The 21,728-nt window shown below is 68.9% G+C and carries 19 protein-coding genes and 1 tRNA gene; 8 read left to right on the top strand and 12 right to left on the bottom strand.

Annotated features, from left to right (window positions below; genetic code table 11):
• Window positions 1-16: 16 nt before the first annotated feature.
• From menH to ACOGI5_RS04355, 4 genes are read right to left on the bottom strand one after another with little or no spacing between them, the layout of a single operon-like run.
• Entirely contained in the window at window positions 17-823 is an 807-nt protein-coding gene (menH, locus tag ACOGI5_RS04370) for a 2-succinyl-6-hydroxy-2,4-cyclohexadiene-1-carboxylate synthase (protein ID WP_419863248.1), read from the bottom strand.
• Window positions 820-1,965: a hypothetical protein gene (locus ACOGI5_RS04365; RefSeq protein WP_419863247.1), complete on the bottom strand. Its 1,146-nt coding sequence runs from the start codon at window positions 1,963-1,965 to the stop codon at window positions 820-822. The genes menH and ACOGI5_RS04365 overlap by 4 nt, the downstream gene beginning before the upstream one ends.
• Window positions 1,959-2,522, bottom strand: coding sequence for a 2-succinyl-5-enolpyruvyl-6-hydroxy-3-cyclohexene-1-carboxylic-acid synthase (gene menD, locus ACOGI5_RS04360; RefSeq protein ID WP_419863246.1), 564 nt, complete (start codon window positions 2,520-2,522; stop codon window positions 1,959-1,961). Before menD ends, ACOGI5_RS04365 begins: the two co-directional genes overlap by 7 nt.
• Window positions 2,523-2,530: 8 nt before the next feature.
• Complete coding sequence (locus tag ACOGI5_RS04355; protein ID WP_419863245.1) at window positions 2,531-4,816, bottom strand: isochorismate synthase; 2,286 nt, start codon at window positions 4,814-4,816, stop codon at window positions 2,531-2,533.
• Between the two features lie 195 nt (window positions 4,817-5,011).
• On the opposite strand from ACOGI5_RS04355, the gene ACOGI5_RS04350 reads away from it, so the two are divergent.
• Window positions 5,012-5,614, top strand: coding sequence for a TetR/AcrR family transcriptional regulator (locus ACOGI5_RS04350; protein ID WP_419863244.1), 603 nt, complete (start codon window positions 5,012-5,014; stop codon window positions 5,612-5,614).
• A 72-nt stretch (window positions 5,615-5,686) separates the two neighbouring features.
• Complete coding sequence (locus ACOGI5_RS04345; RefSeq protein WP_419863243.1) at window positions 5,687-7,201, top strand: trimethylamine methyltransferase family protein; 1,515 nt, start codon at window positions 5,687-5,689, stop codon at window positions 7,199-7,201.
• On the opposite strand, the gene ACOGI5_RS04340 is transcribed toward ACOGI5_RS04345, so the two are convergent.
• Entirely contained in the window at window positions 7,198-8,736 is a 1,539-nt protein-coding gene (locus ACOGI5_RS04340) for an AMP-binding protein (protein WP_419863242.1), read from the bottom strand. The genes ACOGI5_RS04345 and ACOGI5_RS04340 overlap by 4 nt on opposite strands.
• A gap of 265 nt (window positions 8,737-9,001) precedes the next feature.
• On the opposite strand from ACOGI5_RS04340, the gene ACOGI5_RS04335 reads away from it, so the two are divergent.
• Window positions 9,002-9,922: a 5'-3' exonuclease gene (locus ACOGI5_RS04335; RefSeq protein WP_419863241.1), complete on the top strand. Its 921-nt coding sequence runs from the start codon at window positions 9,002-9,004 to the stop codon at window positions 9,920-9,922.
• Window positions 9,923-9,955: 33 nt separating this feature from the next.
• On the opposite strand, the gene ACOGI5_RS04330 is transcribed toward ACOGI5_RS04335, so the two are convergent.
• The gene (locus ACOGI5_RS04330) at window positions 9,956-10,315 is read right to left on the bottom strand and encodes a VOC family protein (protein ID WP_419863240.1); all 360 of its coding nucleotides are present in this window, start codon (window positions 10,313-10,315) and stop codon (window positions 9,956-9,958) included.
• Window positions 10,316-10,448: 133 nt separating this feature from the next.
• Here ACOGI5_RS04330 and ACOGI5_RS04325 point away from each other — a divergent pair, with 133 nt between their 5' ends.
• The 3 genes from ACOGI5_RS04325 (at window position 10,449) to ACOGI5_RS04315 (ending at window position 13,445) form a co-directional block, all read left to right on the top strand.
• On the top strand, window positions 10,449-12,005 hold the full coding sequence (locus tag ACOGI5_RS04325; protein WP_419863239.1) for an acyl-CoA carboxylase subunit beta: 1,557 nt from the start codon (window positions 10,449-10,451) through the stop codon (window positions 12,003-12,005).
• 14 nt (window positions 12,006-12,019) lie between these two features.
• Window positions 12,020-12,226 carry a hypothetical protein gene (locus tag ACOGI5_RS04320; protein WP_323670899.1) on the top strand — a complete coding sequence of 69 codons (207 nt, stop codon included), beginning with the start codon at window positions 12,020-12,022 and terminating at the stop codon, window positions 12,224-12,226.
• A 67-nt stretch (window positions 12,227-12,293) separates the two neighbouring features.
• Window positions 12,294-13,445 (top strand): CaiB/BaiF CoA transferase family protein, encoded by a 1,152-nt coding sequence (locus tag ACOGI5_RS04315; protein WP_419863238.1) that lies wholly within the window; start codon window positions 12,294-12,296, stop codon window positions 13,443-13,445.
• Between the two features lie 207 nt (window positions 13,446-13,652).
• Here the strand turns inward: ACOGI5_RS04315 and ACOGI5_RS04310 are convergent, their stop codons facing one another.
• The 4 genes from ACOGI5_RS04310 to ACOGI5_RS04295 form a co-directional block, all read right to left on the bottom strand.
• Window positions 13,653-14,006 (bottom strand): DCC1-like thiol-disulfide oxidoreductase family protein, encoded by a 354-nt coding sequence (locus tag ACOGI5_RS04310; RefSeq protein WP_419863237.1) that lies wholly within the window; start codon window positions 14,004-14,006, stop codon window positions 13,653-13,655.
• A gap of 103 nt (window positions 14,007-14,109) precedes the next feature.
• Window positions 14,110-16,086, bottom strand: coding sequence for a methylmalonyl-CoA mutase family protein (locus ACOGI5_RS04305; RefSeq protein ID WP_419863236.1), 1,977 nt, complete (start codon window positions 16,084-16,086; stop codon window positions 14,110-14,112).
• A gap of 69 nt (window positions 16,087-16,155) precedes the next feature.
• Window positions 16,156-16,863, bottom strand: coding sequence for a leucyl/phenylalanyl-tRNA--protein transferase (aat, locus tag ACOGI5_RS04300; protein ID WP_419863235.1), 708 nt, complete (start codon window positions 16,861-16,863; stop codon window positions 16,156-16,158).
• Between the two features lie 56 nt (window positions 16,864-16,919).
• On the bottom strand, window positions 16,920-17,855 hold the full coding sequence (locus ACOGI5_RS04295) for a peptidylprolyl isomerase (protein WP_419863234.1): 936 nt from the start codon (window positions 17,853-17,855) through the stop codon (window positions 16,920-16,922).
• 67 nt (window positions 17,856-17,922) lie between these two features.
• Here ACOGI5_RS04295 and ACOGI5_RS04290 point away from each other — a divergent pair, with 67 nt between their 5' ends.
• The gene (locus ACOGI5_RS04290) at window positions 17,923-19,149 is read left to right on the top strand and encodes an aspartate kinase (protein WP_419863233.1); all 1,227 of its coding nucleotides are present in this window, start codon (window positions 17,923-17,925) and stop codon (window positions 19,147-19,149) included.
• A 175-nt stretch (window positions 19,150-19,324) separates the two neighbouring features.
• Window positions 19,325-20,344, top strand: a complete 1,020-nt coding sequence (locus tag ACOGI5_RS04285; protein ID WP_419863232.1) for an aspartate-semialdehyde dehydrogenase — start codon at window positions 19,325-19,327, stop codon at window positions 20,342-20,344.
• Window positions 20,345-20,528: 184 nt separating this feature from the next.
• Here ACOGI5_RS04285 and ACOGI5_RS04280 read toward each other — a convergent pair whose 3' ends face one another.
• Both ACOGI5_RS04280 and ACOGI5_RS04275 read right to left on the bottom strand, forming a co-directional pair.
• On the bottom strand, window positions 20,529-21,512 hold the full coding sequence (locus ACOGI5_RS04280; RefSeq protein ID WP_419865428.1) for an NAD(P)-dependent oxidoreductase: 984 nt from the start codon (window positions 21,510-21,512) through the stop codon (window positions 20,529-20,531).
• A gap of 78 nt (window positions 21,513-21,590) precedes the next feature.
• Window positions 21,591-21,664: transfer RNA gene (locus ACOGI5_RS04275), tRNA-Pro, on the bottom strand.
• Window positions 21,665-21,728: the final 64 nt, after the last annotated feature.

Below are 21,728 nucleotides of genomic sequence, written 5' to 3'. Positions count from 1 at the left end.
CGCCGGCGCTCGCCCCTCAAGGGTGAATGAAGTCGGCGACGGTGTCAGCGCAGAGGTCGGGAGCCTCGAGATGGACGGCGTGGCCGACTCCGGGCATTACCGCGAGTTCGCTGCGCGGCAGCAGCTCCGACATGCGGAGGCCGATCTCGACGAACTTTGCGTCCAGCTCGCCGCACATGACCAGCGTCGGCACGTCAAGGGCGCCCAAGCGGTCCCACAGCGGCGTCATCGATCCGGTCCCGGCGGCGCGCAGCGAATTCGCCAGACCGGTGGGATCGGAGCGCAGGCGCTGATCGATGGACGCCTGCCAGGCCATTGGGCCGAGACTCGCCCTGAGCGAATCCCACATCGGCAATGCCATCCACCCGTCGACGAAGCGGGCCAGGCCGTGCTCGTCGATCCGGTCGGCGAGTGCCTCATCGGCCCGGCGACGTTGTGCCCGCTCCGCGGCATCGGCGATGCCGGCAGTTGCGCTGATGAGCGTCAGGGTCCTGCACACCTCCGGATGCGCTGACGCCAGCGCAAGCGCCACCCGGCCGCCCATCGAGTAGCCGATGACGTGGTACGGCTCATCGGCGGCCGTGGCTGCCAGCCTGGCAACCGACTCCGCCATGGCCTCGACGCTGTATTGGGATGGCTGCGGCGGCGCCGGGCTGCGACCGTGACCGGGGAGATCCACCGCGATGCGCCGCCAGCCGTCGAGCCGGCCGATGAGCGGTGCCATCGCCGCGCCGCTGCCGGTGAAGCCATGGATGATCACGACCGGATCCCCGCTGCCGGCCCCGGTCGAGGCGAGCTGCAGCGGCGAGTCGCTGCCGGTCACTGCGGGCCTGGAGGCTGCGCCCCAATGGCAGCCTCGACTGCCTCGGCGATCCGGCGGTGCTGGTCGCGGTTGGCGTCTGCGTCGATGTCGATGGTGATGATCCGCACGCCCCGATTCGACCCGGGCCCAGACAGCAGCGCATGCAGCTCGTCGCTCGAGTCGATGTGGTGGTGCTCAAAGCCCATGGCTGCTGAGAGTCCGCTCGCCAATTCTCTGCTGCTGCGCCCAGGCGGCGTCGTCAGCAGGCGGTCGAACGCTGCGGGGTCGATGACCCCGTAGGCAGGCAGGAACGAGAAGATCGTGCCGCCGCCGTTGTCCACGACCACCACGGTGAGATCGAGTCCGCCGGGCCCGCCGTGCGCGAGCGGCTCAGTGTCGAACGCACCGACGAGCCCGCCGATGTCGTGGCGGAATGCCAGGTCGCCCACCAGCACCGTGGCCGGGGTACCCGACGCAGCCACACCGGTTGCAGCTGAGATGACGCCGTCGATGCCGCTCGCGCCCCGGTGGGCATGCACCGTCAAGGGCTCTGAGCGGGCTCGCAAGTACGAATCGACGTCGCGCACCGGCATCGAGTTCGACACATACAGCGCATGCCCGGCCGGAAGGCTGCGTCCGAGTTGGCGAGCCACGCCGGCTTCGAGCAGCGGCTCGGTGTCGAGCACAGCGTCGATTGCGGCGCCAGCGCGTGCATCAGCGTCGGCCCATCGCCGCGCCCACCCGGATCCCGGGGCCGACAGCGTGCGGGCCGCGTCGGCCACGGCTTCCGGTCCGATCGTCATGTGCAGCGAGACGCTGAAGCTCGCATCAGTCCACGTGCTGGCCGGATCGACGAATGCGAACGCTGGGCGATGGCGCTCGATCCACAGCCGCAGCGGCTTGCTCGTCGGCGCGCCGCCGATGCGCAGCACCGCATCGGGCGGCTCGGCATCGGCCCACGGCGTGCGCAGCAGCAGGTCGTGATGATCGGTGACCGCCACCCCGTCCAGCTCACGCCGGAGCTGCGAGCAGGGCTCAGCCAGCAGCGGCCATCCGGAGGCCCGGCAGAACTCCGCCACAGCCTCCACCCACCGGTCCCCGTCCCACATGGGCCCGGCGGCCACCACCCCCCGCTCGTGTGCCTCTGCCCATGCGGTCAGCATGGCAGCGGCTCCAAGGGCTCCCGAAACGGCAGATTGAGGTGCACGGGACCGGGGTTCGAGCCGGTCGCCTGCTCCACCGCGCGGGCCGCCGCGACGCCGAACCACCGCACCGCCTGATCCGCCGGCAATTCCGAGGGCACCGGCGTCTCGCAGAACCAGCGCACGTGGCTGCCGTACAGCCCGTGCTGATCGATGGTCTGCCCTGCCCCCCAGCCCCGCAGCTCCGGCGGCCGATCCGCGGTCACCACCACCAGCGGCACGCCGGAGTAGTGGGCCTCGACGACAGCGGGCAGGTAGTTGGCCGCCGCAGTGCCCGAAGTGCACACCAGCATCACCGGCCGCGCCGAGCCCTTGGCCAGCCCGAGCGCGAAGTAACCGGCCGACCGCTCGTCGATCCGGACCCACGTGTGCAGCGCGGCGGTGGCGTCGACGGTGAGTGCCAGCGGCATCGACCGCGAGCCCGGCGACACGACTGCATCAGTCACGCCCGCGGCCACCAGCCCCTCGCAGAGGGACCGGCAGGCCAGGTAGGCAGCGTCGTCGCCGGAGATCTGCATGCTGCCGCTCAGTCGTCCTCGAGCGCGTACAGGAGGGCCTCGAGCTTGATGTTGGTCTCGGCCAGCTCGGCATCGGGATCTGCGCCCTCCACGATGCCGCCGCCGGCGAACAGCCGGGTCTCGGCGGGACCGGTCAGCGCGCAGCGCAGCGCGACGCGGAATTCGCCCCGCCCGTCCAGCGTCGTCCAGCCGACCGGCGCTGCGTACCAGCCGCGTTCGAAGCGTTCGTGGCGCGAGATCCAATCGCGGGCGACGCGCCGCGGGAGTCCTGCGACTGCCGCGGTCGGGTGCAGAGCGGCCGCAAGCTCCAGCACCGTCGTGCCGGTGGGGACGCGCCCGCTGATCGGCGTGTGCAGGTGCATGATGCGCCGCAATTCCATGACGCCGGTCGGCGAGGGGGCATCAAGTGCTGCGCCGCAGGCTCGCAGCGTGTCGCGCACGTCGGTGACGACCATCGCGTGTTCGGTCAGCTCCTTGGGGTCGCGCTGCAGCTCGGCGGCAAGCTCCCGGTCGCGCGCCGGATCGCCGACACGGCGCCCCGAGCCCGCCAGCGCATCGGTCTGCAGCCGCAGCCCGTCGCAGTGCACCAGTTGTTCGGGCGTGGCGCCGAAGAATGTCTGCGGCCCGCGCCCGAATGCGAACGTGACGCACGACGGGTAGCGCGACCGCAGACGGTTGAGCACGGCGATGGGCTCGAGCCCCGACGCGGTATGCAGTTCCCGCGCCGTCACCACCTTGTCCAGCCCTCCGTCAGCGATCCTGCCGAGGGCGCGCCGCACCAGTTCGGTGTAGTTGTCGTCGGCCCGGTAGCTCCCGCCGAGCACGGCCAGCGCCGCCGCATTCAGATCGCTCGCGGGCCCCTCCGCCAGTTCGGGGTCGTCATCGACGCACGCCGCTGGAACTGCGCACGTGCGCGGATCGGTGCACCTTCCCGCTGCATCGCCAGTTGCTTCCCGCTCTTGTTCGCTCCGCTCACGGGCCGCTCGGGCCACGAGCTCAGCCTCTAGACCGCAGACGCCGCTGCCGTCGGCCACTCCGCAGGTTGCGCAGACCGATTCGACGCCCGATCGAGCCGCAGCCATGATCGGGCTCAGGTCGGCGCCCGGCACTGCTGTCAGCCAGGCCGTACCGCCCCTCCGCACGAGGAACACCTCGGGCAGGGTCAGACGACCCCGGCCGAATGGCTCCCACGCGGAGCCGGCCGGCGATTGCTCATCGCTGAAGGCGAACCCTCCTACGAGCAGGGGTCCCGTCGGATCACCGCTGTCGCCGGTCACCGTGACATCGAGGTAGCTCATCGCCTCAGCAACGGAGGCGAAGCGGTCGGCACCGGCCTCGGCACTGGCGTCGAAGGCGCTGCCGAGCGCACAGAACTCCAGGTCGCCGTCGGGACACGCCCAATACACCCGCTGGTACGCGTCGGAGGCCGCGTACACCGCCAGCGGGTCCAGTTCGCTGGACAGCTCACGGCACTCCAGCGTCAGGGTGCGCCTGGCGCGCAGTCCCGCCGATGCGCCAGGTGCGCTCGGCGCGGCCTCCGCGGCCACAGCGGCGCGCTCGGCCGGTTCATCGTCGATGTCGCCGGCCAGGATGCGCTCGGTGGCGTGTTCCACGAGCGATGCGCGGAAGTGCTGCGCCACCAGATCGGTGACCAGCGGGATCAAGCGTGCCGCCAGCTCGGCACGTTCTGCAGCGGGCCGGTCGGCGAAGCGGTCGGCGAACAGCCCGACGGCGTCGGCAGCGACAGCTTCCATGTTCGATGCGTGCCGCAGCGCGAGGCCGATGAGATCGTCGAGCGGCATCTCGGCGGCCAGCAGCTCTGTGGCTGCGCGCAGCATGGTCAGCGCACCGGCGCTGTAGAGCATGCCGCCTATGGCACCCTCGCCGTCCGCCGTCTCACTGTTGCCGCCGTTGCCGTCGGCAGCCCCCGGAGCATCATCGCCAGCGCCTGCGGACGTGCGCAGCGGTCGCACCAGGCCGGTGTCGGTCGCCAATCGCACGAGTTCTTCGTCAAGCCCGGATTGCTGCACCAGCGCGTCGAAGGTCAGGGTGTCATCGCGGCGTGAGCCCAGCGCCATCAGCATCGGATCGTCGTCGCCGTCGCCGAGTTGGCGGATCTGCGCCAGCGAGAAGCCCGCTGCGGAGAGGCGCCGGATCTCGCCCAGCCGCCGCGCGTGGGACTCGTCGTAGCGTGCCGTTCGCCCTTGGCGCACGGGCGGGTGCAGCAGCCCGATTTTCTGGTAGTAGCGCACGGTGTCGACGCTCACCGCGTGCGCCGATGCCAGCTCCTCCACTCGCACGAGTTTCTTCCCGCTCCTGTTGCCGATTTCGATTCGATACAGGCTCACGGGCCGCTTGGGGCCCCGGCTCCGCATCAGAGCGTAGACGCATTGTGGGAGTCATGACTCCAAGAGTGTTCGCTCTGTCTATCCGTAGTGGCGCTCACACCCGCAACTGCCGAGCGGCAGGTCGCTGGATAGGGTGGTCCGATGGCTGAGCGGGCACGCCTAAGCGCAGACGACTGGGTAGCGGCCGCGCTCGACGTGCTCGTTTCCGATGGCATCAGCGCTGTCAAGGTGCTGCCGCTCGCCAAGCGGCTCGGCGTCACCCGGGGCAGCTTCTACTGGCACTTCGAGAACCATGAAGCCCTGCTCAGCCGCCTGCTCGAGGTGTGGGAGGAGACCAACTCAGGTTCGATCATCCGGGCAGCCACGCTGGAGGGCAGCATCGTCGACCGGTATGTCGCATTGATGCGCTGCTGGCTGGGGATGGAGCGCTTCGAGCCGCGTCTCGAAGTAGCCGTGCGGAATTGGGGCCGCAGCAATCCCGAGCTGTGGCAGAAGCTGAGGGCCACCGATGAGCGGCGGGTGGATGCATGCGTGCAGATGCTCGCGTCCGAAGTGAGCGACCCGGTCATGAGACTCCACCGTGCGCGCACCATCTACTTCCTGCAGATGGGCTGGTACGAACTCGAGGTCGATGAGCCGATGGACCCTCGCATCGAAGCGCTCACGTACTACTTCGACATCTACGTGGGCCGCTCGCCGACCGACGACGAGCGAGCGGACATCCTGGCCGGGTTGCGCGTCTGACATTCTGTTCATGCAAATCCGGCATCGCGCTCATATTGACGTGATCCAGACAGGACCGTACGGTTCGCTGCAGTGACGCGTCGAGGCCGGAAACGTCGGGATGCCGCCGCAATCCCGGCGGCACCCCGGCAGCAGGCACGCAACACCTTCCGGCCCGTCGAGCTCATCAGCGCCGACGAAGTCGAGCGCATCCACGAGGCATCGCTGCGCGTGCTGTCCGAGATCGGCATGAACTTCCTGCTGCCCGAAGCCGTGCAGATCCTGCTCGAGGCGGGCGCCAGCTCGGACGACGGCGTGCGGGTGCGGTTCGATCCCGAGATGGTCGTCGAGCAGGTGGCGCTCGCCCCGTCCGAGTTCACGCTGCATGCTCGCGATCCGGCCAACAGCGTGGTCTTCGGCAACGATTGGGTCGTCTTCGGCATGGTCGGCAGCCCGCCGAACGTGTCCGACCTCGATCGTGGCCGGGTCAGCGGCAACTACGCCGACTTCTGCAACATGCTGCGCCTGCAGCAGGCGCTCGACGCGGCGGACACCTGCACCGGCCACTCCGTCGAGCCGATCGATCTGGAGGTGCGCACCCGTCACCTGGATGCGGTGTCGGCGATGTACACCCTGTCCACCAAGCCCGGGTTCTGCTACTCGCTGGGCCGCACCCGTGTCAGCGACGCCATCGAGATCGCCCGCATCGCCCGCGGCATCGACCATGAGACGCTGCTGCGCGAGCCGTCCATCCACACGGTCGTCAATGCCAACTCGCCGCTCGTGTACGACAAACCGATGCTGGAGGGTGCCATCGAGCTGGCCCGCCACGGCCAGCCGGTCGTGTACACGCCGTTCACCTTGGCGGGAGCGATGGCACCGGTCACGATCGCCGGCGCACTCACCCTGCAGAACGCCGAGGCGCTCGCCGGCATCACGCTGGCGCAGCTCGTGAACCCCGGCGTGCCGGTCGTCTACGGCAGCTTCACGTCGAATGTGGACATGCGGTCGGGCGCGCCGGCGTTCGGCACGCCCGAATACGTGAGGGCCACCATCATCAGCGGGCAGCTGGCTCGCCGCTACGGCTTGCCGCTGCGTGCCTCGAACGCGAACGCCTCCAACGCTCCCGATGCTCAGGCCACCTACGAGTCGCAGATGTCGCTGTGGGCGTGCATCGTCGGCGGCATCAACTACGTGCTGCACGGACTCGGCTGGATCGAGGGCGGGCTGTGCGCCTCCTATGAGAAGGTGATCATCGACGCCGAGATGATCCAGATGATCCGGGCCATGCTGCAGCCCACCCAGATCGACGACGCGTCACTGGCCGTCGATGCCATTGCCGAGGTCGGGCCGGCCAACCACTTCTTCGGTGCCGCCCACACGCTGGAGCGCTACGACAGCGCCTTCTACGAGCCGACGCTGTCGGACTGGCGCAATTTCGAGACGTGGCACGAGGACGGCGCGCTCGACGCCACCCAGCGGGCGAATCGCATCTGGAAGCAACTGCTGGCCGACTACGAAGAGCCGCCGATGGACGACGCGATCCGCGCCGAGCTCACCGACTTCGTGGAGCGCCGCCGGGCCGAAGGCGGCGTAGAGCCCCTCTAGTTGATCTGCTTCTCCATGCCCTCCCAGTAGGGGGCACGCAGCTTGAACTTCTGCAGCTTGCCGGTGGCAGTGCGGGCCAGCTCCTCGCGGAACTCGACGCTGGTCGGGCATTTGAAGTGCGCCATCTTGTCCCGGCAGAAGTCGATGAGGTCGCGGTCGGTCACCGCGTCGGCTGTGGCGTCGACAACCACCAGGGCCTTGATGGTCTCGCCCCACTTCTCGTCGGGCACGCCGATCACGGCCACTTCGGTCACCGCGGGATGGCTGAACAGCACGTCCTCCACCTCGATGGACGACACGTTCTCGCCGCCGGAGATGATCACGTCCTTCTTGCGGTCCGAGATCGTGACGTGGTGCTCGTCGTCCATCGAGCCGCCGTCGCCGGTATGGAACCAGCCGTCGGTGATGGCCTCGGCAGTCGCCTCGGGCTGCTCCCAGTAGCCCTCGAGCACCACGTTGGCCCGGGCCAGAATCTCGCCCTGGTTGTCCACGTCGATCTTCACGCCGATGGCAGGCGCGCCGGCCCGGCTCAGCTTGCGCGCCTTCTCGTCGGGCTCGAAATCGTCCCATTCGGGCCGGCAGCGGTTCATGGTGAGCAGCGGTGCCGTCTCGGTGAGTCCGTAGATCTGGATGAACTCCCAGCCCAGCTCGGTCTCCATCCGGGCGATGGTGCGCGTGGGCGGCGGGGCGCCCGCCACCACCATCCGCACCCGTCCGCTGCCGGGAATGGGGCCTTCCCACTCGGCTGCAGCGTCCAGCACGGCAGCCACGACCGCAGGGGCGCCGCACATCAGCGTCACGCCGTGGTGCTCGATGCGCTTCAGGATCTCGGGGCCGCGCACCTCGCGCTGCACCACGTGCTTGCCGCCCATGCCAGTCACGGCGTAGGGCATGCCCCAGCCGTTGCAGTGGAACATCGGCAGCGTGTGCAGGTACACGTCACGGTCGCTGACGCCCGAGTGCCAGCCGAAGGTGGTGGCGTTCACCCACAGCGCCCGGTGGGTCTGCTGCACGCCCTTGGGGCGGGCGGTCGTGCCCGAGGTGTAGTTGATGGTGGCGGTGATGTCCTCGTCGGGCGTCCAGGGGACGGGCTCGACGCCCGGTGCGTACATCTGGTCGTCGGCGTCGGTGCCCATCACCACGAAGTGCTCCACGTCGATGTCCTTGCAGGTGTCCTCCATGGAGGGGTCCACCAGCAGCATCGTGGCGCCGCAGTGATCGATGATGTAGCTGATCTCGTCGTGGCTGAGGCGGAAGTTGATCGGCACGAAGATGCGGCCGTAGCCCGACACGCCGTAGAACGACGTCATCAGCCGGCCGGCGTTCTGCGACACCATCGCCACCCGATCGCCGTGCCCGATGCCGAGCTGGTCCAGCTTGGCCGCCTGGGCCCGCACGAGCTCGCCGAACTGGGCGTAGGTGATCTCCCCGAGCCCGCCGCCGGGCGTTTCGGGTTCGTCGGCCAGCGCCACCCGGTCCGGGTAGACGTTCTCGGCCCGGTACAGGAAGTCGGAAACAGTGAACGGAACCTTCATGTCGTCCCCTCAGGGTCATGGGTTGTCGTACGCGGTGGTCGCCGTGGTGTGCGGTGCCTTGCCGGAGGTCTCTCCCGGCGGATCGGCCGCGCCAACTCTAGAGCGGCCTGCCTCGGACGTCTTTGGAGAATGCGCGTACAGGCGCAGCTCCGCATTGCGTCACCTGTGGTTTCCCGCTCTTGTTCGCTGCGCTCACGGGCCGCTCAGGCCACGGCTTCGCCATACGGCTCAGCCTCTGGTGCGGCGGCCTTCTAGGGTCGCGGCCATGGAGGGATCAGCGGGAGCGCCGCCCGTCGGCGGTCAGGTCGACGTTCACCTGATCGACGGCACCTACGAGCTGTTCCGCCACTTCTTTGCGGTGCCCAGCCGGAAGGCGTCCGACGGCAGCGAGGTCGGGGCACTGCGCGGCGTGCTCGGCAACATCGTGATGCTGCTGGAGGGCGGTGCCACACACGTGGCTGTGGCCACCGACCATGTCGTGGAGTCGTTCCGCAACGACCTGTGGCCCGGCTACAAGGACGGCTCGGGCATCGAACCCGACCTGCTGTCGCAGTTCCATCCCACCGAGGAGGCGCTGCGGCTGCTGGGCGTGGCGGTGTGGCCGATGATCGAGTTCGAAGCCGATGACGCCATGGCTGCCGGCGCCGCGATGGCTGCTGACGACGACCGTGTCCGGCAGGTGTTCATTTGCACGCCCGACAAGGACTTGGGCCAGTGCGTCGGCGGCAAAGTCGTCCAGTGGGACCGCCGGGCCGACGAGGTCGTCGACGCGGCGGGCGTCGAGGCGAAGTTCGGTGTGAGGCCCCTCTCGATACCCGACTACCTGGGCCTAGTCGGCGACAGCGCCGACGGCTTTCCGGGCCTGAAGGGCTGGGGCGCCAAGTCGACGTCGGTGATGCTCTCGCACTACGGCCACATCGAGAACATCCCGGACTCGCACGACGACTGGGAACCGAAGGTCCGCGGCGCCGCCGGTCTCGCCGCAACGCTGGCAGCTGAGCGAGACCTCGCACTGCTGTTCCGCCGCATCGCCACGGTGCGCACCGATGCGCCGGTGTCGGACGGCGTCGACGAGTTGGCCTGGCGCGGCCCGCACAGCGGGTTCGAAGACCTCTGCGAGCAGATCGGCGCCGGCCCGCTGTACGAACGGGTGATGAATCTCGCGGCCTACCGCGCTGACCTCTAGCTGAGGCGACGCTGGATTGTCGCGGCGCCGGATTCAGGCGGGCTGGTTCAGCTCGATCATGTTGCCGGCCGGGTCGAAGAAGAACGTCTGGCGGGCGGTGGTGCCAGGCAGCGCCACCGGGTCTTTGACCTTCACGCCGGCGTCACGCAGCTCGGCCACGGTGGCGTCGATGTCGTCCACCTTGAAGGCCCAGTGCTGGCCCTTCGGCGGCACCCAGTCGGCTACCTCGATCAGGTGCACCTCGCCGCCGCCGGGCGTCTGCAGCCAGCGGCCGTTGAACCCGAAGTCAGGGCGGTCGAGCTGCTTCATGCCCAGGATGTCGGTGTAGAACGGCGCCGCAGCATCAACATCGGCGCAGTTGATCGATACGTGATGCACAGGCCCCAGTTCCATGGGCGAAGCCTAGAGGCGAAGCCGTGGCCCGAGCGGCCCGTGAGCGGAGCGAACAAGAGCGGGAAGCACAGCGCGTACCCCCAGCCACTGTCCGCTGAGCTAGGGGACGGCTCGCTCTCGTAGGCTCTGCTGGATGTCCGAGCCGACCATGGACGAGCGGCTGACCGAGCTGGCTCGCCGCCGCGACGAGGCGCTGAACGCCGGCACCGAGCGCGCGGTCCAGCGGCAGCACGACAAGGGCAAGATGCTCGCCCGCGAGCGCATCGAGTACCTGTTCGACGAGGGCACCTTCCACGAGCTCGACATGCTGGCCCGCCACCGGGCGCACGACGTCGGCCTCGACGAGCGCCCCTACACCGACGGCATCATCACCGGCTGGGGCAACATCGACGGCCGCAAGGTGTTCGTGGCCAGCCAGGACTTCACCGTGTTCGGCGGCGCCCTCGGCGAGGTGTTCGCCGAGAAGACCCACAAGGTCATGGACCTCGCCGAGTCGGTCGGCGCGCCGATCATCGGTCTCAACGACGGCGCCGGCGCCCGCATCCAGGAGGGCGTGGTGTCGCTGGCGGGCTACGGCGGCATCTTCCGCCGCAACGTGCTGGCGTCGGGCGTCATCCCGCAGATCAGCGTGATCATGGGGCCGTGCGCCGGCGGCGCCGTCTACTCGCCGGCCATGACCGACTTCATCTTCATGGTGCGCGACTCCAGCCACATGTTCATCACCGGACCCGATGTGGTGAAGACGGTCACCGGCGAGGACGTGACGCTCGAGGAGCTGGGCGGCGCCGGCTCGCACAGCACCAAGTCGGGCGTGGCCACGTTCGTCGCAGCCGACGAGAAGGCCGTGCTCGACGACGTGCGCTACCTGCTGTCGTTCCTGCCGTCGAACAATCTCGACGCACCGCCGATTGTCGAAGCCGCCGACGAGCCCGACCGCTGGTGCCCGACGCTGCGCGACCTGATGCCGCAGAGTCCCAACGTGCCCTACGACATGAAGCAGGTGATCGGCGAGGTCGTCGACGACGGCGAGTTCTTCGAATACCACGCCGCCTGGGCCGGCTCCATCGTGTGCGGCTTCGCACGCCTCAACGGCCGCTCGGTGGGCGTCGTCGGCAACCAGCCGATGGTGATGGCCGGCGTGCTCGACATCGAGTCCTCCGAGAAGGCCGCCCGCTTCGTGCGCTTCTGCGATGCCTTCAACATCCCGCTGCTGACCTTCGTGGACGTGCCCGGCTTCCTGCCCGGCGTCGACCAGGAGCACGGCGGCATCATCCGCCACGGCGCCAAGCTGCTCTACGCCTACTGCGAGGCGACCGTGCCGCGGGTGCAGGTGATCACCCGCAAGGCCTACGGCGGCGCCTATGTGGTGATGGACTCCAAGTCGGTCGGCTGCGACGTCAGCTTCGCCTGGCCCACGGCCGAGCTGGCCGTGATGGGCCCGCAGGGAGCGGTGGAGATCCTGAACCGGCGCGAGCTGCAGCAGGCCGCCGATCCCGAGGCTCGCAAGGCGGCGCTGGTCGACGAGTACAGCCGCAAGTACGCGAACCCCTATATCGCGGCCGAGCGGGGCATCGTGGATGCCGTCATCGATCCCGCCGAGACCCGCCAGAAGGTCATCGCCGCGTTCGACATGATCGGCGCCAAGCGCGAGGAGTTGCCGCGCCGCAAGCACGGCAACGTGCCGCTGTAACAGGCGAGCGACCGGTGACAGCCCCTGTGATCGACGCTTCGCACGTGGCCATCACGCCCGCAGCGACCGCGGAGGAGGCCGCCGCCATCGTCACGGCGCTGGAGCTGCTGTGGCCCCGTCCGGTCCCGGCCGCACCGCACGCAGCGACATCCAGCAAGTGGCGTTTCAGCGGCCGCCCCTGGCAGGCACCCACGTCCTGGCCCGCCGTCCGCTACCGCTAACCGTGCCCGCAGGCCCGAATCCCGCTGCGGCCATGCCGCTCGACGGCCTGCGAGTCGTGGAGTAGCCGTGCCCACAGGCCCGTATCCCGCTGCGGTCATGCCGCTCGACGGCCTGCGAGTCGTGGACCTGTCGTCGGTGTTCGCCGGGCCGCACTGCGCCCGCTACCTGGCCGACTTCGGCGCCGATGTCATCAAGGTGGAGCGCCCCGGAGGCGACACCGTCCGCAACATGGGATGGAAGGACGCACAGGGCGAGACCCTGTGGTGGCGGCTTGTCAACCGCAACAAGCGCTGCGTCACGCTCGATCTCAAGGCCGCCGGCGACTTGGCCGTGCTCCGGCGGCTCCTGGCCGTCGCCGATGTGCTGGTGGAGAACTTCCGTCCCGGCAAGCTCGAAGCGCTCGGCCTGGTGCCCGACGAGCTGATCGACGCCAACCCGAAGCTCGTCATCGTGCGGCTGACCGGCTTCGGCCAGGACGGCCCGTACCGCGACCGCCCCGGCTTCGCGACGCTGGCCGAGGCCATGAGCGGCTTCGCCTCCATGAACGGCGACGCCGGCGGCGCACCGCTGCTGCCGCCGGTCGCGCTCACCGACGAGATCGCCGGCCTGGCCGGCGCGTTCGCGGCCATGGTGGCCCTGCGCAGCGGCGTCGGCCAAGTCGTCGACGTCAACCTGCTCGAGTCCATGTCGCAAGCGATGGGCCCGCTGATGACCGCCTGGCACACCGAGGGCTACCTGCAGCCCCGCCTCGGCGCAGGCATCCCCTACAGCGTCCCCCGCGGCACCTACCAGGCATCCGACGGTGGCTGGCTGGCCGTCAGCACCTCCACCGACTCGGTCGCAGCCAGGGTCATGGAGATGATCGGCATCGGCGACGACGAGCGCTTCACCACCTTCGAAGGCCGCATGGCCCACCGCCCCGAGCTCGACGAAGCAATGGCCGAATGGGTGAGCCAGCGCACCCTGGCCGAGGCAGTAGCAGCATTCGACGATGCCCAGGCAGCCGCAGCACCAGTCCTGGACATGAGCCAGCTAGCAACCGACCCCCACACCATCGCCCGCGAGATGTTCGTAGAGGTCGACGGCCTGACGCAGCAGAACGTCATAGCCCGCCTCAGCGCCACCCCCGGCCAAGTCCGCTGGACCGGCCGCAAAGAAGGCGCCGACAACAACTGCCTCGACAGCCTCGACGACACCGACCCCTGGCCCAAAGCCTGAGGACCCGAGAGAACCAGGGGCGGGCGGGGGCAGATGTGCCCACGCGCAGTTCGCAGCGCCACAGCCCATCCACCTCGAAATGGGCGGCGCTGCGCATGTCTGAGCATGGGTGCAGCTGCCCCCGCCCGCCCCGGAAGCACCCATCCTCGGTACCAGGCAACGCCAGCATGGGTGCAGCCGGCCCCGCCCGCCCCGGAAGCACACGCGCTAACGGATGGGCTGCACGCCTTTCAGCTTCAACAACACCCACCGCGCAGCCTTCATAGCCGGATAAGTGAAGCGCGAGATCAGCCGCGACCTGAAAGCCCACCGGTTGAACCTGTTGAAGGCTCCGCGATTGGTGGACAGCAGCGCCAGCACGTTCAGCGCCTCATGACCGACGAAGTGCTGATCGCCGATCTTCACCACCATCCCGTCATTCAAATCGTGCGGCAGCCGCCGGACCTCCTCGACGATCGGCCCGCCTTGGCGCGCATCAACCAGCACGAATTCCCCGACAGACTGCTGCAGCCGCAGGTACTGGGCGTAGTTGTTGCACATCGGGCACTCGCCGTCGTACACGAGCCAGACCCGATCCGTATGTCGAGGCTGCAGCGACCGTTGCCGGCGCTTCGGCACGGGACTCATCCTCAGAACCCTGCGACCCGGCAACCCAGCGACGCGGTCAGGCCGATCCGGCGCGTGACTGCTCGGCCAGGCCGGCGATGTCGGCCATGATCGTGGCCAGCTCGAAGTCCTTTGGCGTGTAGACGGCGGCCACGCCGGCGTCTCGCAGGGCCTGATGGTCCGCGGGCGGGATGATGCCGCCGACCACCACCGGCGCGCTCACGCCCTCGGCGTCGAGGCACGCCAGCACCTCGGGCACGAGCTCCAGGTGGCTGCCCGACAGGATCGACAGGCCCACCACGTCCACGTCCTCGTCGCGTGCCGTCGCGGCAATGTGGCCCGGGGTCAGCCGGATGCCCTCGTACACCACTTCCATGCCGGCGTCGCGGGCCGCGACCGCCACCTGCTCAGCGCCGTTGGAATGGCCGTCCAGGCCCGGCTTGGCAACCAGCACCCTGGGCGGGCCGCCCTCCATCGCGGCGCACTGCTGGGCCACGGTCGCCAGTGCCGTTCGGGTCGACGCCCGGCCGGCGCCAGCGCCGCCCAAGCCGGTCGGCGCACGGAACTCGCCGAACACCTCTCGCAGGGCCTGCGCCCACTCGCCGGTGGTGACGCCGGCATGGGCGGCCTCGATGCTCGGCCCCATGATGTTCACATCGCCCGATGCGGCCACCCGCAGGTCGTCCAGCGCTGCGACGACCCGGTTCGAGTCGCGTGCTCCCCGCCAGCGCTCGAGATCGGCGACCAGCTCGGCTTCCACCGCGGGATCCACACGCAGGATCGACTCGTCGCCCTCCAGCGGCGACGGTGCCGTCTCGGTGAACTCGTTCACCCCCACCACGGTCAGCTCGCTGCTTTCGATCTGGCGCACCCGCTCGGTGTGGCTCGCCACCAGGCGCTGCTTCAGCTCACCGATGGCGGCGAATGCGCCGCCCATCTCCAGTACTTCGTTCAGCTCAGCCTGCGCCGACTCCGCCAACTCGGCCGTGCGACCCTCGACCACGACCGAGCCGTCGAAGATGTCGCCGTACTCCAGCAGGTCGGTCTCGTGCGCCAGCACCTGCTGGATCCGCAGCGACCACTGCTGGTCCCAGGGCCGCGGCAGCCCCAGCGCCTCGTTCCAGGCGGGCAGCTGCAGCGAGCGAGTGCGTGCCCGCTGCGACAGCGTCACGCCGAGGGCCTCCAGCGTGATCCGCGCCACGTTGTTCTCGGGCTGCGCCTCGGTGAGCCCGAGCGAGTTCACCTGCACGCCGTAGCGGAACCGCCGCAGCTTCGGGTCGGCCACGCCGTAGCGCTCTGCACAGATCTGGTCCCACATCTGGGTGAAGGCCCGCACTTTGCAGACCTCCTCGATGAACCGGATGCCGCCGTTCACGAAGAACGAGATGCTGCCCACTGCGGCGTCGAAACGCTCGGGGGGCACTTTGCCGCTGTCGCGCACTGCGTCGAGCACGTCGATCGCGGTGGCCAGCGCGTAGGCGATCTCCTGGGTGGGCGTGGCGCCGGCTTCCTGCAGGTGGTAGCTGCACACGTTGATCGGGTTCCACTGCGGCACATGGGCCGAGCAGTAGGCCACCACGTCGACGGTGAGCCGGCGGCTGGCCTCGGGCGGGAAGATGAACGTGCCCCGGCTCAGGTACTCCTTCACGATGTCGTTCTGGGTGGTGCCCCGCAGCGTCTCGGCTGCCACCCCGGCGTTCTGGGCGTTGGCGATGTAGAGGCTCAGCAGCCAGGGCGCTGTGGCGTTGATGGTCATGGAGGTGTTCATGGCCTCGGGCGGGATGCCGTCCATGAGCTGGGCCATGTGGCCCAGGTGGGTGACCGGCACGCCGACCTTGCCCACCTCGCCGCCCGCCATCGGGTGGTCGGGGTCGTAGCCGGTCTGGGTCGGCAGGTCGAACGCCACCGACAGGCCTGTCTGGCCCTTGGCCAGCATCGACCGGTACAGCTCGTTGGACGCCTGGGCGGTGGAGTGCCCCGAGTACGTGCGCATCAGCCACGGCCGCGAGCGCTGTGGCGAGTCGGAAGCAGTCACGATCCTGAACGCTACGGCCCCTCAGAGGTCATCACGGTCTGAGGAGCTGCGCAGGCCCGGCGCTCAGGCTCAGCCTTCGAGCATGCGGAAGACCATCGGGCGCAGCCAGATCTCAGGCAGCGGCCGGGTGATGGCTTCGGCCAGCAGCTCCAGGTAGGCAGCGCGCTCGATCTCCACAGCACCAAGCCCGGCCAGGTGCGGCGTGGACCACTGCACGTCCAGCAGTGCGCCGCCGGTCACCTTGAGCGCATCCACCAGTGCCACCAGGGCGACCTTGGAGGCGTCGCTCTCGGTGTGGAACATCGATTCGCCGGCAAAGAAGGCGCCGACGGCCACCCCGTAGAGGCCGCCCACCAGCTCGTCGTCGAGCCAGGTCTCCACGCTGTGGGCCCACCCGAGTTCGTGGAGCTGCAGGTAGGCGTTGTGCATGTCGTCGCTGATCCAGCCGTGCGGTCGGGCGGGATCGGCGCACGACTCCAGCACCTGTTCGAAGGCGGTGTCGATGCGGATGTCGAAGCGGCGGCAGGCCTTCCGCAGCGAGCGGCTCACCCGCAGGTAGCTGAGCGGCAGGATGCCCCGCGGATCGGGCGACCACCAGCCGACGGTGTCTCCCAGCGGCATCGGGAACAGTCCCGCCCGGTAGGCGCCGAGCAGCGTGCTCGCCTCAAGGTCGGCACCGGCACCGACGAGGCCGTTCTCGTCTGCGGTCGTCGCGGGAGGGAACGACCATCCCGACGCGGGCGGCTCCGTGGGGCCGTCTTCTGACTGGCGCTGCATGAGGGCGACTCTACGCCCGATCGGTTCGACGCGTTGGGCCCGCCGGGCAGCTCGGGTCAGCTGCGCGCATCGGCGTATGCGTCGATCTGGGTCTGGTCGGCCTCGCTGATCGTCACGCTGCGAACCACCACGTCGTTGACCGGCACGTCGCCTGCCCCGGTTGCGACGCCTTCGATCTCCATGACGACGTCCATGCCCTCCACGACATGGCCGAGCGGCGAGTAGAGCGGCGGCAGGCCGGCACCGTTGGGGCCGGTGATCACGAAGAACTGCGAGCCGTTGGTGGCCGGATTGCCCCGGTTGGCCATGGCCACCGAGCCGATCCTGTACCAGTCGTCCGCGGGCGGGAAGGCGCCGGTGAATTGGTAGCCGGGTCCGCCGCGGCCGAAGTCGATCTGCACGTCGCCGCCCTGGATCACAAAGTCGGAGATGATCCGGTGGAACAGCGTGCCGTCGAAGGCGCCCCAGCGGGCAAGCACTGCGAAGTTGTTGACGCTGTCGATGTCGAGCGCAGGGTCGAGCAGCATGGTGAAGCTGCCCATGTTCGTGTCGAAGGCCGCGGCGTACATGGTGTCGGGATCGATGCAGAGCGGGGGCGGGGCATCGAACTGGTTCAGCGGGCCGTCGCTGCCGTCGGGAGCGGGGCAGGCGGTCGGGTCCGGCGCGGCGGTGTCGTCGGGGCTGCTGTCGGCCTCGGGCTCGGCCGCAGCTTCGGTGGCCGGCGGTGCTTCGTCGCTCGGTTCGTCGGTTTCGAACGCGGTCGTGCCGTCGGCCTCGGTGTCGGCCGCCACAGCGGCATCGTCGCTGTCGCTGTCCTGCGAGTCGTCGCCGGTGAACACGCTCCACAGCCACAACGCGATCAGCACTGCGGCCACCGCCAGCACGACTCTCAGCACCTTGCGCGTCGTGCTCGAACGTTTCTTGGCGCGCTCGGCAGCGGCCACTGCCCGCATGCGGTTCTCGCGTTGGCGCTGTCGCTTCTCGCTGCTCATAAGGACCCCTGACCGGTACCGGCGGTCACACTATCGACGCCCCACCCCGCCGCTACCCTCGCCCACCGTGCCATTAGTCGTGCAGAAGTTCGGCGGAACGTCGATCGCCAGCGCGGCGCGCATGCACGAGGTTGCCGACCACGTGAAGCACTGCCGCAGCCGCGGCGACGACATCGTGCTCGTCGTCAGCGCCATGGGCTCGGAGACCGACGAGCTCATCGCGCTGGCCACCCAGATCACCGACGACCCGTCGGGCCGCGAGCTGGACATGCTCATCACTGCCGGTGAGCGCAAGGCCATCGCGCTGATGTGCATGGCGCTGCACGATGTAGGCGTCCCTGCCGACTCGTTCACTGGCAGCCAGGCGGGCTTTCTCACCGACACGAACCATCGCAACGCAAAGATCCTGTCGGTGACGCCCAAGCGGGTGGCCGCGTCGCTCGAAGCCGGCCGCGTCGCAGTCGTTGCCGGCGCGCAGGGCGTGTCGACCGACAACGACGTGACATTTCTGGGCCGCGGCGGGTCTGACACCACCGCCGTCGCCCTGGCGCACGGCCTCGGTGCCGATGCGTGCGAGCTCTACACGGACGTTTCGGGGGTCTTCACGACCGATCCCCGGGTGTGCCCCGCCGCTCGCAAGATTGCGCGCATCGGGTTCGATGAGCTGCTCGAGATGACCGCGATGGGCTGCCCCAAGCCGGCTGCCCGCTCGGTCGAGGTTGCCCGCACGTACGGCGTTCGGTTGCACGTGCGCTCGGCATTCACGTGGGAACCGGGAACATGGGTTGTTGACACGGAGTCAGACATGGACGCGAGAGAAATGGAAAAGCCGATCGTGACCGGCATCGTGCCGGACACATCGCAGGCCAAGGTGACGCTGGTTGGCGTCCGCGACGAGCCGGGCATCGCTGCCAAGGTGTTCCGCACGCTCGCCGACGCGGCGGTCGTGGTCGACATGATCGTGCAGAACGTGGGCGACCACGATCGCACCGACATCTCGTTCACGGTTCCGGCCGAGAGCGCCGAGGAGGTGGGAGCCATCTGCGAGGCCATGGTGGACACCGTGGGCTTCTCGTCGACGAACACCGATGCTGACATTGCCCGGGTCTCCCTGGTCGGTGCCGGCATGGCCAGTCACCCGGGCGTGGCGGCCACCATGTTCGAGACGCTGGCGGAACAGGACATCAACATCGAGATGATCTCCACCTCGCCGATCCGCATCTCCTGCGTGGTAGCCGAAGCAGATGTAGACCGCGCCACCGTCGCCCTCCACACGGCCTTCGGCCTGGACTGAACGAGGGGTGGGCAGGGGCAGCAGTGCCCACGCGCAGTTCGCAGCGCCACAGCCCATCCACCTCGCAGCGGGCGGCGCTGCGCATGTCTGAGCATGGATGCTGCTGCCCCTGCCCACCCCGGGGGAGCAAATAATCACAGGAGCCAGCCGAACAGCCGTCGGTAGCCTCGGACCCATGCGAGTAGGAATCGTCGGAGCCACCGGCCAGGTCGGCGGCGTCATGCGAGCCATCCTGGCCGAGCGAAGCTTCCCGATCGACGAGCTGCGGCTCTTCGCATCGGCGCGTTCAGCCGGCCGCAAGCTCGCCTGGAACGGCCACGAGATCGCCGTCGAGGATGCCGCCGAGGCCGACTACAGCAGCCTGGACATCGCCCTGTTCTCTGCAGGCAAGACCACCTCGCTGGCGATCTCCGAGCGCGTCGCGGCGGCGGGCCCGACCGTCATCGACAACTCCTCTGCGTGGCGCATGGATCCCGATGTCCCGCTGGTGGTGCCCGAGGTGAACGCCAAGGAGGTGTTCAACGCTCCCAAGGGGATCATCGCCAACCCCAACTGCACGACGATGGCAGCGATGCCGGTGCTGGCGCCGCTGCATGCCGAGGCCGGCTTGACCTCGATGGTGGCAGCCACCTATCAGGCTGTGTCAGGTGCAGGCCTCGCCGGTGTCGACGAGTTGGAACGGGCACTGGACGCAACGAACCCCGACGCCGCTGCTCTCACCTTTGACGGCGATGCCGTCACCCATCCGGCACCCGACAAGTTCCCCGGGCCCATCGCTCACAACGTGCTGGCTCAGGCAGGCAGCTTTGTCGACGACGGCTTGGGCGAGACCGACGAGGAGCAGAAGCTCCGCAACGAGAGCCGCAAGATCCTGGGCATTCCAGGCCTGGCCGTGTCAGGCACCTGCGTGCGGGTCCCGGTGTTCACCGGCCACTCGCTGTCGCTCAACCTGCGCTTCGAGCGGTCGATCTCCCCCGAGCGGGCGACCGAGCTGCTGGCCGAAGCGCCAGGCGTAGAACTCGCCGACGTGCCCACACCGCTCCAAGCAGCAGGCCGCGACCCCTCCTACGTAGGCCGAATCCGCCGCGACCCCACCGTCCCCCACGGCCTGGCCCTGTTCGTAGTAGGCGACAACCTCAGAAAAGGCGCAGCCCTCAACGCCATCCAGATCGCCGAGGTCCTCTCGGCGATGTGAAACACAGTGCCGAAACCCTCGCCGCCTAGCACGCCGGTCGAGAGTCACAGACAGGACGAGGGCTGGGCGGGGGCAGCAGTGCCCGCGCGCAGTTCGCAGCGCCACAGCCCATCCACCCTGCAACGGGCGGCGCTGCGCATGTTTGAAGCACGGGTGCTGCTGCCCCCGCCCAGACCGGGCGCACCTACAGACCGCGACGCACAACGACCTCGGCACCAGCAACCTCAGGCTCGTCATCAACGATCTCAGCCGGAAACCCAGGAGCCGTAATCGTCCGCCCAGTGGCCTCCTCCAACCGCCGGATGATGTTCGGCGACCACTCCCGGTCGCCGTAACGAGCAGCCCCGTCGGCAAACACGTCCACCAGCACCGGCGACAGCTCCAGCGGCAGGCCGTGCTCGGCCGCGATGTCGGCGAACAGGCCGATGTCCTTGCACACCAGGTCCATGGTGAAGTTGATGTCACGCGAGCCGTTCAGGATCACCTGGCTCTCGGTCTCGTGGACGAAGGAGTTGCCCGAGCTGATGCGGATGGCCTCGTACGCGGTGGCCAGGTCCATGCCCGCTGCCTGCGACGTGGCCAGTGCCTCGCACAGCGAGACCAGGTTGGCGGTGGCCAGGTAGTTGGTCACCACCTTCAGAATCGACGCCGAGCCCAGCGGCCCGGTGTGCAGGATGCGACGCCCCATGGCGGTCAGCAGCGGCAGCATCGCCTCGAAGGTGTCGCGCTCGCCGCCGGCGAAGATCGAGATGTTCCCCGTGGCGGCCCGGTGGCAGCCGCCCGACACAGGGCAGTCGATGGCAGCACCGCCCGCCGCCTCCACCAGCGCACCCAGCCGGCGCACCTCATGGTGGTCAGTAGTGCTCATCTCAGCCCAGATCTTCCGCCCAGAGCCAGCCGTGCCAGCGGAGGCGAACCCGGCCAACACGCCATCACCAGCCTCGAGCACAGCACTCACCGCAGCAGGAGAAGGCAAGCAAGTGATCACCACATCACAACACTCCGCCAGCTCAGCCCCAGTAGCAGCGGTCGAAGCGCCAGCCTCCACAAACGGCGCCAGAGCAGCCGGGTCCAGATCGCGCACCACCAGCTCAAACCCATTGCGCAACAGAGACCCAGCCAGCTTCCCCCCAACATTCCCCAACCCAACAAACCCCACCCGCGGCAAAGCCCCCACTGCGTTCACAACGCCCGCACCCCCTTATGTCGCGAGCGGGGGCGAAGCCCTTCTCGCTCGCATGAGACGTCGGGCAGGCGGGATTTGAACCCACGACCTCTTCGTCCCGAACGAAGCGCGCTACCAACCTGCGCCACTGCCCGTGTGCGACCGCCGCTGGCTGATCGCTCCGGCTGAAGCTACCGGTCCCGTATGCAGGTGCGCTAC

The organism is Candidatus Poriferisodalis sp. (genome assembly GCF_965208925.1).
GTDB lineage: Bacteria > Actinomycetota > Acidimicrobiia > Acidimicrobiales > Poriferisodalaceae > Poriferisodalis.
The sequence above is the reverse complement of the archived record's forward strand: the minus strand, read 5'-3'. Positions and strand labels throughout refer to the sequence as shown.

What these genes read in the sequence shown, in the direction of transcription:
- ACOGI5_RS04365 (WP_419863247.1), bottom strand. Translation starts at nt 1,965, where the DNA reads ATGCTGACCGCATGGGCAGAGGCACACGAGCGGGGGGTGGTGGCCGCC.
- menD (WP_419863246.1), bottom strand. Translation starts at nt 2,522, where the DNA reads ATGCAGATCTCCGGCGACGACGCTGCCTACCTGGCCTGCCGGTCCCTC.
- ACOGI5_RS04350 (WP_419863244.1), top strand. Translation starts at nt 5,012, where the DNA reads ATGGCTGAGCGGGCACGCCTAAGCGCAGACGACTGGGTAGCGGCCGCG.
- ACOGI5_RS04340 (WP_419863242.1), bottom strand. Translation starts at nt 8,736, where the DNA reads ATGAAGGTTCCGTTCACTGTTTCCGACTTCCTGTACCGGGCCGAGAAC.
- ACOGI5_RS04335 (WP_419863241.1), top strand. Translation starts at nt 9,002, where the DNA reads ATGGAGGGATCAGCGGGAGCGCCGCCCGTCGGCGGTCAGGTCGACGTT.
- ACOGI5_RS04330 (WP_419863240.1), bottom strand. Translation starts at nt 10,315, where the DNA reads ATGGAACTGGGGCCTGTGCATCACGTATCGATCAACTGCGCCGATGTT.
- ACOGI5_RS04325 (WP_419863239.1), top strand. Translation starts at nt 10,449, where the DNA reads ATGTCCGAGCCGACCATGGACGAGCGGCTGACCGAGCTGGCTCGCCGC.
- aat (WP_419863235.1), bottom strand. Translation starts at nt 16,863, where the DNA reads ATGCAGCGCCAGTCAGAAGACGGCCCCACGGAGCCGCCCGCGTCGGGA.
- ACOGI5_RS04295 (WP_419863234.1), bottom strand. Translation starts at nt 17,855, where the DNA reads ATGAGCAGCGAGAAGCGACAGCGCCAACGCGAGAACCGCATGCGGGCA.
- ACOGI5_RS04285 (WP_419863232.1), top strand. Translation starts at nt 19,325, where the DNA reads ATGCGAGTAGGAATCGTCGGAGCCACCGGCCAGGTCGGCGGCGTCATG.